Source organism: Paenibacillus sp. 7523-1 (assembly GCF_002276415.1).
Lineage (GTDB): Bacteria > Bacillota > Bacilli > Paenibacillales > Paenibacillaceae > Paenibacillus > Paenibacillus illinoisensis_A.
Genome location: NZ_NPBR01000018.1, coordinates 1 through 12,939, shown reverse-complemented (window position 1 = coordinate 12,939; position 12,939 = coordinate 1). Strand labels below are relative to the sequence as shown.

Genomic DNA, 12,939 nt, shown 5'->3' with positions numbered 1-12,939 from the left:
AGATTACTTACAATATATGCTAGTATATATTGAGTACATTTCAAATAAAAGAGAGACGAGGAGAATCGATGGTGAAACAACTGATCGTCGGAGACGCCGTGCATGAGCTGACCACTACGCGCCGCATCCTGGAGCGCTTACCTGAAGAGCATATGACATGGAAACCACACGTGAAATCGATGACGTTGGGCGGACTGGCCACGCACCTGATCAACCTGCTGAACTGGCAAATGGCGATTTTTCTTTACCCTGAATTTAATCTTTCGACCGTTCCGCTTCGGCGGGAACCCTTGGAAACACGCGAAGACGTGTTGGAGGAATTCGACGCGAACGTCTTCAAGCTTAAAAAGCTGTTAGCCGAATGCGATGAGAATATGCTCGGCGAGGAATGGACCTTGCGGAATGGTGACCATATCATCCTGCGCCAACCGCGGGCGATCGCGCTTCGCACCTTCGGATTTAGCCACATGATTCACCACCGGGCGCAGCTCGGAGTTTATTTGCGGCTTCTCGACATTCCATTACCAGGCCTCTACGGTCCCACGGCCGATGAGGAAGGCAAATGAACTAAGACGCACCGACGTTAAGCTAACGGGAAACTTTAGTGTAATACAATTAAGAAGCAGCTGATCCATGAGATCGGCTGCTTTTGTTCAACTAACGGGCAAGATATTGGGTCGGTCCTTACTGCAAATCGCCATTAGTGCCAAACGGAAAAGCACGGTTAGAAGGAGGACTGGTTTAGTCTTATTGTGTTGTGTGGTCAACTGATTAAGAATGTTTATTATATTTCCCGAACAACCACCCTGTAATTCCGAAGAACGCGATTGCAATGATTACAAACTTTTGCTCAGCTAGATTGAAGTTGAAATATGAGGTTAGCGAATTTTGAAACAATCGTTTCCCGATTACTATTAAATAACTAACGACCCATCCCAGTATCATCCCAAGCAATAGATTTCTTAGCTTATATTCATCATATTTAAGCTTTGTTAAGTAATACCCTACAACCATGAATACCAAAGGAATCCACATGACGTATTTAGCCATGTGAATAGAATAAATATAGATACCGAAAAACAACCAAATCCCGATTCCTCCAAAGATTGCGATACCCCGAATATTCAATTTGTGATACTTCCAAATAAATATTGGGAAGAGTGAGAGTGAGACAATAGGAAAAGCTATAACTCCGTAAATAATATAGACAAGTTCTGACAGAGGATCATCTTGCCATGAGCCGGTTGCTTCAAAGATTGCTTCTAGCCCTAGTACATTAAATGATGCCAAAATTATTGAAAAAGCAAAGGTAACGCTTCCGACTAAAGAATAGATCATTTTCATAGATGTGTCTCCTTGAAGATAAATTACTATAAAGTTATTTCATCTAACCAGAAATATTAGGGTCTGTCAATATATGTTTCGATTAGAATATTTATCTGTTTCATTAAACTAACGGGCTACACTAGATTCTAAAGTCCAAGTGATAATTCATTTAAATACTCAACTATCCAACCTAGATCCTGGTCACCAATATACCTCGAATAGGACTTATAAGTTTATTAGATTTGCGATGAATATCACTCTATAAAAGTTAATAAGTAAAATATTCTTGATCTTTTGGTGGCTTGGGAAAAAATGGACTGCAGTAACTTTTATCAGTTATAAGCGTAATTACCATTAGACACCAGTAGAAGAGGGGATAGAAACGAAATGCATAAAGTTTTATCAGGAGTAGTATTAGTTTTGATATTCTTTTTCGTCTTACCAGAACAGGCATCAATGGAGCAGGCATCCCTGGAAGTTAGTTTTCAGGACGAGCAGTTGGAGCAAGCCATAAAGCAGATTTTAAAAAAGGATGAAAATGCGGCCATTATGCAGAAAGATATGCAATCATTAACCTTGGTTGATCTTTCAAATCGAGGAATTAAAAGCATTCAAGGCTTGCAATATGCTTCCAATGTGAAATATCTTGACTTGTCCAATAATAAAATTGAAGATATTATGCCGCTCAAGCCATTGACTAAGATTCGCGAACTTGATATTGCGGACAATCAGGTCGCTTCAATTCAGGATTTGTCCACCATGACGGATTTGGAAATGTTGATCGTAAACCGGAACCAAATTTCCTCGATTGATGTGATCAAGCAGCTTGGGCGTCTGCATACATTCGAAGCGAACGATAATCAAATCTCGGATATTACGGCATTATCGTCGGCCACAGAATTAACATGGTTACAATTGAACAGGAACCAGATCGCGAAAATTCAGCCCTTGAGCAGATTAACCAAGCTAAAGAATTTGGAACTAGCGAGCAATCGATTCTCGGACCTGAGTCCACTTAAGCCGCTATCCAAAAGTTTAACGAGTCTTAACATCGGAAGCAATCGAATTTCGGATCTCCGTGCGCTTGAAGGGATGACGCAAATGAGGGCTCTTTCCGCGGAAAACAATCAGATCAAGAATCTAGATCCACTGAAAAAAATGTCTAACCTGTCATCCTTGAACCTAAACTCAAATTTAGTTTACAATCTTGAGCCATTGAAATCCCTAAGCGAACTTCATAATTTATACCTAGAAGATAACCGTGTATGGAATTTGGATCCCATTCGGAATCATACGTTCAATCCTGCTCAATATGACACGGGTGCGATAAGGTACTCGTTGCAATTGAGCGGTAACTATTTGGATTTAAGAAGCACGACCAAAACGTATCAACTTCTCAATAAGCTCGGTGGAGATGGGTCTTCCCAACTGAAAGCCCAGCGATTAGTGATCGGGAGTAGAACTGCTTACGTAGGGGAAAGATCCTTTGCACTCAGCGTAGCACCGTTTATCGAATCAAGTCGAACCTATGTCCCGATTCGATTTGTATCAGAACGATTGGGTTCGAAGGTAGCATGGAACCAAAGCAAAAAAGAGGTAACGATCAGCAAAGGTAACACGACAATCCGTATGAAAGTGAATACGAAGACAGCAAATGTGAACGGAAAAGCAGTTTCATTGGATGCGCCATTACTTTTGAAGAAGAATAGTTCGTTTGTGCCCGTACGCATGGTATCCGAGTTGCTGGGGTCCCCCGTAGAATACATGGTGAGTCCGAAAACTGTAATTATATTTGAGCAAAAATAGCTTCATTACGTACTACCTGATCCCTCCGGCATATTTTGCCGGAGGGTTATATTTTAGAACTTTATTTGGGTGAAAGTGTGAAGGGCTCTGGTATCGCTCTCATTACAGGAAGATCCGTTCTTGCAGATCCCCTTCGATTCTATGGCAGACGAGGAGCGCTGTCATGATTCTAACGTCTGGCAAACTTGTTAAACATAAAGACAGTTGAGTTAGGTTTGCGGCCATAGGGTTGAAGGTCTTTCTTTCTTTAGTGTGGTTTGGTTACTTAGGATATATGATAGATCCATATGGGCTAAGGATGAGAATATAATGGAATCACGGGAGGAATCATCTATGAAAAAAACAATAAGCACACTAGCTCTTACTTTAGTGTGCACCTTATTAATCGGTAATCCAACGATAAGCTTCGCCAATACTTTTTCGAATACGGTTGACAATGGAAAAATTGAAAATGGACGAATGCTAATTCCATTACGTACTGTTTCAGAGAAATTGGATGCGGAAGTATTTTGGAACCAGGGGGAAAAAAGCATTTCGATTACTCGTGGCAAACGAGAGCTATTGTTGCATATTAATTCTCGCGCTGCTTTATTAAATAACGCTGCTCTCAACCTTAATGTGCCAGCGAAAATTTATAGTGAAACAACTTATATACCAGCACGTGTTTTTGCTGAAGCCCTTGGCGGAACAGCGCTGTGGTCTCAACAAGAACGAAAAGCAACCATTACAATCGGTCAGCAACAGGTTTATATCCATACAGAGCCGCTCAAGCCGTGGAGAATGAGTCAGGAAAGAATAAATGTACTTAATGAAAAAATAAATGAGGCCACCGATCTCTCAAGCTATTCACAGATCAGAACACATTTCAGACCCTATTTCACGGACTCATTTATAAACAAGATTATTCACAGTGAAGGCATTAAAAATAACGCTACACTAACAAAGAAGGAGAATATTACCTACAGCAGTACTACAGAAGCGAGAATGCACCAATCAGCTTACTTTGAAAGCGGTCCTATCAACCTCGAACTCGTTGATCGTTTTGTATTCTATAAATTTGTTGATAACCAATGGAAGGTAGACGATGTGAACGTGGGTAGACAAATTATTGTGCCATAGTACGAACAAGAGCAGGATTTTGACCAAATGAGTTTATATGTCGTTGATGCTAACTTAACATGAGGTTTTAAAACAGCAGATCCATGTGGATCTGCTGTTTTTGTTCAACTAACGGGCAGGTTAGTTTAATGAAATAAGCTTTTTAGAGTGACTTTTTGAGCAAATTTGATCTAAGTTGATAGTTGGGTATTTGAGTCGAGACTTTTATTGATTTGAGACGTTTAAAATGTATGAGTCAGTCTCGCCATCTATTCTAGAAATTTCAATTACAATATGATCGTAAATTGTTGTATTTGAGAATTGCCATTTTAATCTCCATCCATCAGTACCATCATCATCGATACCTAATAAGGTTCTAAATTTCCAACTAGAAGTTCCCATTGGAACAAGCAAAAATCACTTTTTTTATTTCATTCCTTGTAATTAATTGTACGTTCAATGATCCGACTTTTGTTGGGAGTTTGATCCAATTGTGATCCATATTGTAATTGGTTTTGATCTCATAATCGCTTGTACGATCTACAAAATAAGTCCCCATAATATTTATAGTAAATAGAACTATTAAGAACATTTTACTCATGTCTAACACCTCATTTTAGTTATTTCCTCATGTTACACTTAATATGTAGGGGCAATTAAATATAAAAATATAAAAATAAGCATCGTTAAGCTAACGGGAAACGTTAGCTTATTATAAAAGAGGAGAATACATGCAAAAGAACCCTGTCCAATGTCAATTCGTTGTGGCGCTGGATTCAAGTCCGAAAGTGGAGTACTCCATCACGGAATACGGCATGAGCCTTTCTCCGATTTTGGAAACCTTGCATCAATGGGGGATGTCCCATATGGAGAGGAAGCAGTTCAAAAAAGCGGAAAATGAAGATACAAAACCAGAATAGGGATCATCAAGAATCAAGGAAGGAACTTGTACCTGTGCACGTTCAATAATGGAGCCCTGTCAGCATTGGAGAAGTATGTTTTAATAACGCTGAATAGAAAATAGCCAATCATTTAAATGGTTGGCTATTTCTTCGTATATCATATTGACTGACGGGAAACTTTAGTTAACGATCTTAATAATACTTTGCCCTTTGCGGCCCATAATATATCTTCCTTGCAAATATCTCTGAACTTTTCATAGAGTTAAGTTAGTAACATTCCAGCTCTCAATCTTCAATTTTAGAAAACGGAGATTTGATTTTGAAGAATTCCTTATATGTCATTGGTTTTCGGCCAATCAGACGTTCAAGATCCCCAGACGTCTCCGAGAATTCTCCAGTGTTGACTCCACGCACCCAACCTAATAAGAAATCCGTCATAAGAACAGGCATGCCATTCGCTACCATAGTGTCTATATATTCTTTTTCGCTAATTGCCTCATAAGGGATAGTTATCTGACTAATCTCCGAGAGGGCTTCAGCGATGTCTGCAAAAGAGCTTCCCTCGCTGCCACTTAAAGTATATGACTTATTTTCGTGTCCGTTTTGAGTGAGAACGGCTACGTTCGCTGCCGCCAAATCGTCCAGAGATGCAGCGGCTACTTTACCGGAACCCGCTGGTACTCGTACGCCGACTTTAAGCGCATCTCCGAAATACGAGTGCATGACTTCAAGATATGGTGGATTGTGCAGTAGGGTATAGGCTAATCCGGATGCTTTAAGCGTTTGTTCAGCAAATAAGTCTGACATCGATACTTCGGGAATAATAAGATTTGAATTTTCTCTTCGTATGATCGACGTGAAAACCACTTGTTTGACACCAGCCTGTTTTGCAGCTGCAATGACATTGAAATGTTGCGTATTGCGGTCGGTAAATGCTTGCGCGGAAATAAGCATAACTTTTTCAACACCATTAAAGGCTCGCAGAAGTGAGTCATAATCAAAATAGTCTCCCTGGTGAGCTTCTATACCTTCTTTAACAAACTTTTTCATTTTTTCCGATTCGGGATTACGTACCAATACAGCGACCTGATTGGACGGAACCTTTTTAAGAAGAAGCTCTAGTGTTCTGCTGCCGAGATTACCTGTTGCTCCAGTAATAAGTATTTTACCCATATGAATAACCCCTTTGTACTTTTATTAATGCTTTAATCTTATAACTAGAAACCAATCACAACTTTCCGAATTGTTCACCAGTTTTATGACCATATGCTTGACTGAAAGCCCTTGTTTCACAATCTTATTCTCCAATAAAGGTAAATGAGGTATGATATTATGTTATTGTAACAATTATAGTTACATTATAATCAAAAAAAAGGTTACTAACTTACTATGCAAGTGATAATACTAACCTTTAAAAAAATTACTGTCTAACATTCGTCAGTGTACTTCCCCATTCACCGACTGGTTCAAGCCAGCTTACGATTCTATCATCAATAAGGTTGGTAAGTGCACCTTCATACTCAGCACGATAAGGTTTAGGAAGTTCGTGTTGAACCCAACTTTCTCTAGTTCCCTGCCAGATCTCATAGATGACAAGATCATCAGAATGATCCAGATCATCGGAGACGATCGCATTGACAAAGGCAGGTTCACTTTTGAAGTTGCTAATCATTGCAAATAGACTTTCACGAAAAGCTTCTTTCTTACCAGGCTTAATTTTAAAGCGTATATTGAGTATGATTTGCTTGTTGTTTGTTGACATCACTACACACTCCTTTTATTAACTCTTTAATTTTCTTCATGGCCACAAGTCTCATTATGTACGATGTATCACTTTTAAAATAGTACGTACTTTTTGGTGATATAGTAACCAAGAAGTGATAATTGTGATGAAGTAAAGAATAAATTGATTTTTAAATTACTCATTCTACATTTAATCTCCGATATTCATTCTTGTTCAATGACTTCTCTGCATAATCCTGACCCCAATCACAAAGTGCTCGCAAAGTGGGTTCAAGAGACATACCCATTTCGGATACTGCATATTCCACTTTTGGTGGTACCTGATTGAACATTGTTCTTATAATCAAATGATTACTCTCCAACTCCCGCAAAGACTGTATTAACATTTTCTGAGAGATTGATGGGATGAGCCTTTTCAATTCACCGGTCCGTTTAGGACCTTTTATTAAGTAATACAGAATAAGAGGTCTCCACTTTCCGCCAATGACATCTAAGGTTATTTCCAGATCACAATAAAAAGTTTTCAATTGAGAAGCACCATCCCTCATTTAATTTTCAATTATTATATTACATGTGTTGATTCAATCAACCTACCTTGTCGTATATTCTGTCTGTTTTATCATGTCAATCAAACTAAAATACATAGTTAAATTTGCTTTCGAGACAATTGAAATAACGGGCAGTTTAGTTGAATTGTAGTCTACGTATCAGCTCACTTGGAAGTAACGTAAAAAAAACAAGGGACAGACTGCCTTTCGGCAGCTGCCCCCTGTCTCTTTACCTTTTGCTAATTTCAAATCTAACGGTGGCTTTTCGGTGCTCCTTGTGCTCCGTTCGAAACAGTTTCCCATGTCTCCCAAGTGGCTAAACGATCAGCATAGACTCCGCGCACCAAAGGCAAGACCCCAGCGCCGACAGCAAAGCGCAGAGGTGGCTCCTCGGCGTCTATGATTCGAAGAATCGCATCGGCCGTCGCATTCGGATCGCCTCGTTCTTCTGTCGATAAACGAAGGGACACCCTATTTCGAAGTTCAGCGTAGACTTCCAATCCCTGTGATGTCTTCATGGAAAGGGGGCTTCCAAAGTCAGTTGCAAAGGCGCCCGGCTCGAGCAACGTGACCTTAATGCCGAAGCTTTTAACCTCCTGAGCGAGGCTATCGTGCAATGCTTCGAATGCCCATTTGGACGCGCAATAGAAGCCGATGAGCGGAGCTGCAACAATCCCCATGGCACTTGAGACGCCGAGAATATGCCCGCTGCCCTGTAGTCGAAGCAGAGGCAGGGCAGCTTGGATCACACGAAGCGTACCAAAGTAATTGGTGTCAAATAGTTCGCGGACGTCGGATTCGTCAGCCTCTTCAGTCGTGCCAACCAGGGTGTAACCGGCGTTGTTTAGGACGACGTCCAGCCTACCAAATGCGCATGAGCCTGCTGAACGACCTGCTCGACCTGCTGGGAATCCGTTACATCGAGCGCTAGGGGGAGAACAGCGTCTCCAAAACGTTCCTTAAGTTCGACGATGTTTTCGGGTGTTCGAGCAGTCGCGGCGACCTTATCCCCGCGAGAGAGTGCAGCCTCCGCCCAAATGCGCCCTAATCCGCGAGAGGCTCCTGTAATGAACCAGACTTTGTTTTCCATAGTATTATCCTCCAATACAGTTCTTGTGTGTAGTATTTTTAAAGCTTCTGTTTTCTCTTTCGTTCTTCTATAATGTTACGGTTTAGCAGGTTGATACGGAATTTCAAATAAGTTAGCATGGTATTTTCAGCGTGACTCAAAACGGGATTGTCTTGGTTGTGAGTGTTGCGATAATACATGAAGATAAGCTGCTTATGATCAAGGAAGACAAAGCAACGGTTAGGAATACGTGGAACTTCCCGTCAGGGAGAATCGAATATCATGAAGATATTCTAGAGGCGGCACGTCGAGAAGCAAAGGAGGAAACTGGGTACGATGTTAAACTTACAGCCACTACAGGCATTTACAATTTCATGAGTAGTACAAATCATCAGGTTATTTTATTTCATTTTATTGGTGAAATCATCGGTGGTTCTCTTCAATTAGATAAAGCGGAGATCATTGATTCGAAATGGATAGCACCTGCGGATTTGTTGATCCCAGATTTTCTGGAGCTCCGCGATAAAGGGGTCATAAAGCGGATCACCCAAAATTTGATCTCTCAAAAGGAATACTCGTTATCCGTATTCAACAGCTCTCTGGAGAACATGGTTTAAACTAACAAGAGAATTTATATAGGGGTGGAATTATGCCTAAAATAGACAACATGCTAGCCATTCTATGGATGCTTCGATCAGGTGAAAAAATTACAGCAAAACAAATTTCAGAAAAGTTAGAGATGAATATAAGGACTGTGTATCGTTATATCGATACCATTTCAACAAGTGGCGTACCTATCATTTCAGAACCAGGACATAATGGTGGATACACTTTAATGAACCATTTTGTTGAGGCTCCTCTTTTTTTTGATTTTGAGGAGCAAACTTCACTATTTCATGCTGCAGTTTTTGCAGAAGAAGCCGGATATTATGGAGGTGAAGCATTAAATAGGGCCATTTCAAAACTAAGTAAATACTCCAATCAAGAGCAGGAAACCAAGATAAACCAACATTTAACTAGTCTTGAAGTCATAAGTCGATTAAGTTCACCCTCTAGGCAGCCTTTTTTGAAGAAGTTGGAGCAGGCCGTAGCAGACGGATACTCAGTAAAAATTCTCCACCATAAAAGTGGCGGAAAGCAAATACATGATAGATTGGTTGATCCGTACAGACTTATCTATTGGAATAATAAGTGGTATGTGATTGGATTTTGTCATCTTAGGAGTGATATCCGTAGTTTTAGAGTAGATCGAATTGAAGATCTAATGCTAACCGAAAATAAGTTTGACCAGCCAGAACATTTTTCAGCACGTGCCTTTTTTATGAAAAACTTTCTTCCAACTATAGAAGATAAGGAAGAGATTATTTCTTTGGTTATTCATGGGGATACAAGTGTATTAGCTGATATTTGCCAACATTGGTTTCTAGGACATTATTTACAAGAGCGAACTACAAATCAAGCCGTATTTCATTTTGAGAAAGATATGATAGATACATATGTACCTTATTTCCTTTTATCATACGGTAAATCAATTCGAATTGTTAAGCCAATAAGTCTTAAGAAAAGAATGATTGAAGTTTTGTCGGAGTTAATACATTTTCATCAAAATTGATGACTTCCCTGACGCTAGTTGTCAGTGAAGTCATGTTACAGTTGGCTATATCAATTGGGATTGGAGTGTTAATGGATGCAAGCCAAAAACGTTTTTCTATATGTATTTAATACGATGTCGGACTGGGAATATGGATATTTAGTTGCTGAACTAAACTCGGGGAGATATTTCAAAAAAGATGTAGGACCAATAAACGTAATTACAGTAGGAGCTAATAAAGAAATGATTACTACGATGGGAGGACTGAGTATAAAACCAGAGATTTCCGTTGATGAATGTACTCTTGAGAGTGAAGATCTTTTAATTTTGCCAGGAGGGACGACCTGGGATGAAGAAATTCATCAGCCTATCTTGGAAAGAATTGGCCAAGCTTTAAAGCTTGGCACTATTGTTGCTGCCATTTGTGGTGCAACGGAGGCCCTTGCGAATAGGGGATACTTAGATACCAGAAAGCATACAACTAATAATTTGGAATACACTAAAATGGTATGTCCTCATTATAAAGGAGAAAAGTTCTATGAGATGGGATCTGCGGTATCTGATACGAATGTAGTTACTGCATCAGGAATAGCTCCGCTGGAATTTGCGGTGGAAGTACTGAAAAAATTAGATGTATTTGCACCAGATACATTACATTCATGGTACAACCTAAATAAGACTCATAAACCTGAATACTTCTTCCAGTTAATGAGTTCAATAAATAGTTGAGCTGAAAAATCACTTGCTTATCATAGCATGTAACCAACAAGCTGCGAATTTGATACGCCAAGCCCTGTTTGACCTAAAAACGGCCGGTTTCCTGGATGCTAAGGATACCGGCCTCTTATTACTTTTTATCCACTCGATATTAACGGGTACATCCTCGCTAGTTAGTGGGATTATTACTTTGATGGCGTTTCAGTTTTGTGCTCAATCACTTGTAATACTTTGGGTTCAACAGCTTTTAACATTTGTTCATTTGAACGATTGATTTTTGGAACATCGCCATTTTTTTCGCCTTGTATCTGTCCGTCAATCTGCGTTTTTGCAATGACGTCAATCACTTGTTGTTTTGAGACATTTCTGGATGCTGCAATCTCCACAACAGATTTACCCTTTGCTAGTTCTTGTTTTAATTCTTCTGGGCTGATTTCAAGTAAAGCAAACAGTTTTTCATCATTTAGATAGGCATCGGCAAAATAATCTGGTTTACCATTTGAAGAGAAGAAACCTTCTACCTTGCTTGAAGGTGTAGTCTCAACTCCGATCAGAGAGACACTAATGGAATTGCCCTGAACAAATACCTGGTAGAACGGTGTTGTTGATCCCTTTGTGCTGTAATTCAATATAAATGTTTTTTGATTCGGGTTCTCCATTTGCTCCATAGATAACTCGTACTGTTCGATGTTACCATACAATTTATCAATGAGAGAATCTACCTTCGATATGATTTCCTGATCGGTTAGAGCAGTGAGCGGCTTCTCCTTAGGCTCCCAATTCTCTTGAATCACGTGTTCAATCGCACCGGTAATGCCGTTTGTATGAAGTGTAATCTTTTTTCCTGTTCCTCCCTTTTCCTGCAGGATGATGCTTGTTTGAACACCTTGAACGTTGCTTGCATCGATGATCTCAAACGCCTTTGTTTCGGGAAATGCGCTGTACAGCTTTTCAAGTGCTGCTCTGCCAGCCTCATTCTCCTTGACTTGCTCAGCAGTCAATGGTGTTCTGGTAAGCATATCAATCAAGGTAGGTGCCGCAAATGCTGCACTTGGAATCAAAATAGCAACAGCAACAATTCCACCAATCAATCGTTTTTTCATGGGTCTTCCGCTCCTTTTTCGTTGCAAATATTGAGAATAGGATTGTTCTATTCGATTGGAAATGGCCGGTGGGCACCCCACCGTTTCAGCTTCTTTGTGCAGATGTTCACGGATTTTGCGTTCAATAGTCATTGATCTTTTCCATCCTTTCTGGGGGGAGATTCCAAATGTTTTTTCGAAGCGCCTGCAGGCCAGCATGATATCTCGACTTGACTGTTCCCAATGGAATATCGAGCAAAGTCGCGGTTTCCTCGAGCGTATAGTCATGAAAAAAGCGGAGGATAATCACCGTTCGCTGTTTGTCGGTCAGTTTCTTAATGGCCTGCGATATCATGTCGTTCGTCCCACCCGTCAACACCGCAGGTTGATCCCAATGAGGTTCTTCCCGAGAGAAGGAACAGATGCGTTCAAAAATTCGGAATCTCCGCCAGCTCTTGACCCGAAATCTCTGCACTTGACGGATCACCAAGCCATGCAACCAGAAGTGAAAAGGTCTACTCGTATCGTAGTTGGCCAGTGAGGTCCACATTTGCATATAAATCTCATTCATGACATCTTCCCGATCCTGCTGATGATCCACCAGAAAGGTAACGGTCCGATAGACGTCCTGATAAGTGGCATCATACATCGTATGAAACGCCTGTTCATCACCATCTTTCATTTTTGTGAGTAATTGATACATATATTCACTTTCCATTCAGAGGGCCCTCCTGAGTAAGCAGCTTACACACTATATTGTCTCTCTTTCGGAAAAAGGTTCGGTTCTCTTTTTATTTTTTTGTAAACTCATCTGTAATTAGTGTGAGGTTTATGGCATGATCTTTGTGATTAAGAAAAATTCATTTTTTTTGGCTAAAAAGAATCTGCGAGAGCTGACATCATCCTACCTTGATTGAGGAGGTAGTGAAGAGATGCAATAACGAGTGGAAATACGCTCATGTGACTTAAGTGATTTAACAATAAAAAAATAAGGTCGTTAATATATAACGGCCTTATTTGTGCTGTATGTGATTTATTAAGATTCATCGGCTTCATC

14 protein-coding genes and 1 pseudogene are annotated in these 12,939 nt (G+C 40.1%); 7 read left to right on the top strand and 8 right to left on the bottom strand.

Annotation, left to right across the window (positions count from 1 at the left end; translation table 11 throughout):
• Positions 1-68: 68 nt before the first annotated feature.
• Positions 69-566: a DinB family protein gene (locus CHH60_RS20400; protein WP_095360880.1), complete on the top strand. Its 498-nt coding sequence runs from the start codon at positions 69-71 to the stop codon at positions 564-566.
• Positions 567-771: 205 nt separating this feature from the next.
• Here CHH60_RS20400 and CHH60_RS20395 read toward each other — a convergent pair whose 3' ends face one another.
• Complete coding sequence (locus tag CHH60_RS20395) at positions 772-1,344, bottom strand: hypothetical protein (protein WP_095360879.1); 573 nt, start codon at positions 1,342-1,344, stop codon at positions 772-774.
• Positions 1,345-1,713: 369 nt separating this feature from the next.
• Here CHH60_RS20395 and CHH60_RS20390 point away from each other — a divergent pair, with 369 nt between their 5' ends.
• The 3 genes from CHH60_RS20390 to CHH60_RS20375 all read left to right on the top strand — a co-directional run bounded on the left by CHH60_RS20390 (position 1,714) and on the right by CHH60_RS20375 (position 5,150).
• Positions 1,714-3,132, top strand: coding sequence for a stalk domain-containing protein (locus tag CHH60_RS20390; RefSeq protein ID WP_095360878.1), 1,419 nt, complete (start codon positions 1,714-1,716; stop codon positions 3,130-3,132).
• Between the two features lie 333 nt (positions 3,133-3,465).
• Positions 3,466-4,251 carry a copper amine oxidase N-terminal domain-containing protein gene (locus CHH60_RS20385; protein WP_095360877.1) on the top strand — a complete coding sequence of 262 codons (786 nt, stop codon included), beginning with the start codon at positions 3,466-3,468 and terminating at the stop codon, positions 4,249-4,251.
• 710 nt (positions 4,252-4,961) lie between these two features.
• A complete protein-coding gene (locus CHH60_RS20375) occupies positions 4,962-5,150 on the top strand; it encodes a winged helix-turn-helix transcriptional regulator (RefSeq protein ID WP_095360875.1) in 189 nt (62 codons plus the stop codon).
• A 267-nt stretch (positions 5,151-5,417) separates the two neighbouring features.
• On the opposite strand, the gene CHH60_RS20370 is transcribed toward CHH60_RS20375, so the two are convergent.
• The 5 genes and pseudogenes from CHH60_RS20370 to CHH60_RS30335 all read right to left on the bottom strand — a co-directional run.
• A complete protein-coding gene (locus CHH60_RS20370; RefSeq protein WP_095360874.1) occupies positions 5,418-6,305 on the bottom strand; it encodes an SDR family oxidoreductase in 888 nt (295 codons plus the stop codon).
• 247 nt (positions 6,306-6,552) lie between these two features.
• Positions 6,553-6,894: an antibiotic biosynthesis monooxygenase gene (locus tag CHH60_RS20365; protein WP_095360873.1), complete on the bottom strand. Its 342-nt coding sequence runs from the start codon at positions 6,892-6,894 to the stop codon at positions 6,553-6,555.
• A gap of 160 nt (positions 6,895-7,054) precedes the next feature.
• A complete protein-coding gene (locus CHH60_RS20360; RefSeq protein ID WP_095360872.1) occupies positions 7,055-7,402 on the bottom strand; it encodes a winged helix-turn-helix transcriptional regulator in 348 nt (115 codons plus the stop codon).
• 272 nt (positions 7,403-7,674) lie between these two features.
• A complete protein-coding gene (locus tag CHH60_RS30340; protein WP_255248025.1) occupies positions 7,675-7,941 on the bottom strand; it encodes a hypothetical protein in 267 nt (88 codons plus the stop codon).
• 57 nt (positions 7,942-7,998) lie between these two features.
• Positions 7,999-8,513 (bottom strand): annotated as a pseudogene (locus CHH60_RS30335) (SDR family NAD(P)-dependent oxidoreductase); the annotation flags it as partial.
• Positions 8,514-8,644: 131 nt separating this feature from the next.
• Between CHH60_RS30335 and CHH60_RS20350 the strand changes: the two are divergent.
• From CHH60_RS20350 to CHH60_RS20340, 3 genes are all read left to right on the top strand, one after another.
• Positions 8,645-9,109 carry an NUDIX hydrolase gene (locus CHH60_RS20350; RefSeq protein WP_095360871.1) on the top strand — a complete coding sequence of 155 codons (465 nt, stop codon included), beginning with the start codon at positions 8,645-8,647 and terminating at the stop codon, positions 9,107-9,109.
• Positions 9,110-9,141: 32 nt separating this feature from the next.
• On the top strand, positions 9,142-10,104 hold the full coding sequence (locus CHH60_RS20345) for a helix-turn-helix transcriptional regulator (RefSeq protein ID WP_095360870.1): 963 nt from the start codon (positions 9,142-9,144) through the stop codon (positions 10,102-10,104).
• Between the two features lie 75 nt (positions 10,105-10,179).
• Positions 10,180-10,812, top strand: coding sequence for a type 1 glutamine amidotransferase family protein (locus tag CHH60_RS20340; protein ID WP_095360869.1), 633 nt, complete (start codon positions 10,180-10,182; stop codon positions 10,810-10,812).
• Positions 10,813-10,985: 173 nt separating this feature from the next.
• Here the strand turns inward: CHH60_RS20340 and CHH60_RS20335 are convergent, their stop codons facing one another.
• Positions 10,986-12,035: a hypothetical protein gene (locus CHH60_RS20335; protein ID WP_176476145.1), complete on the bottom strand. Its 1,050-nt coding sequence runs from the start codon at positions 12,033-12,035 to the stop codon at positions 10,986-10,988.
• Positions 12,025-12,600 (bottom strand): sigma-70 family RNA polymerase sigma factor, encoded by a 576-nt coding sequence (locus CHH60_RS20330; protein ID WP_095360868.1) that lies wholly within the window; start codon positions 12,598-12,600, stop codon positions 12,025-12,027. The genes CHH60_RS20335 and CHH60_RS20330 overlap by 11 nt, the downstream gene beginning before the upstream one ends.
• Positions 12,601-12,939 lie beyond the last annotated feature (339 nt).

What these genes read in the sequence shown, in the direction of transcription:
- CHH60_RS20340 (WP_095360869.1), top strand. Translation starts at nt 10,180, where the DNA reads ATGCAAGCCAAAAACGTTTTTCTATATGTATTTAATACGATGTCGGAC.
- CHH60_RS20395 (WP_095360879.1), bottom strand. Translation starts at nt 1,344, where the DNA reads ATGAAAATGATCTATTCTTTAGTCGGAAGCGTTACCTTTGCTTTTTCA.
- CHH60_RS20370 (WP_095360874.1), bottom strand. Translation starts at nt 6,305, where the DNA reads ATGGGTAAAATACTTATTACTGGAGCAACAGGTAATCTCGGCAGCAGA.
- CHH60_RS20365 (WP_095360873.1), bottom strand. Translation starts at nt 6,894, where the DNA reads ATGTCAACAAACAACAAGCAAATCATACTCAATATACGCTTTAAAATT.
- CHH60_RS20375 (WP_095360875.1), top strand. Translation starts at nt 4,962, where the DNA reads ATGCAAAAGAACCCTGTCCAATGTCAATTCGTTGTGGCGCTGGATTCA.
- CHH60_RS30340 (WP_255248025.1), bottom strand. Translation starts at nt 7,941, where the DNA reads ATGAAGACATCACAGGGATTGGAAGTCTACGCTGAACTTCGAAATAGG.
- CHH60_RS20330 (WP_095360868.1), bottom strand. Translation starts at nt 12,600, where the DNA reads ATGGAAAGTGAATATATGTATCAATTACTCACAAAAATGAAAGATGGT.
- CHH60_RS20335 (WP_176476145.1), bottom strand. Translation starts at nt 12,035, where the DNA reads ATGACTATTGAACGCAAAATCCGTGAACATCTGCACAAAGAAGCTGAA.
- CHH60_RS20400 (WP_095360880.1), top strand. Translation starts at nt 69, where the DNA reads ATGGTGAAACAACTGATCGTCGGAGACGCCGTGCATGAGCTGACCACT.
- CHH60_RS20345 (WP_095360870.1), top strand. Translation starts at nt 9,142, where the DNA reads ATGCCTAAAATAGACAACATGCTAGCCATTCTATGGATGCTTCGATCA.
- CHH60_RS20390 (WP_095360878.1), top strand. Translation starts at nt 1,714, where the DNA reads ATGCATAAAGTTTTATCAGGAGTAGTATTAGTTTTGATATTCTTTTTC.
- CHH60_RS20385 (WP_095360877.1), top strand. Translation starts at nt 3,466, where the DNA reads ATGAAAAAAACAATAAGCACACTAGCTCTTACTTTAGTGTGCACCTTA.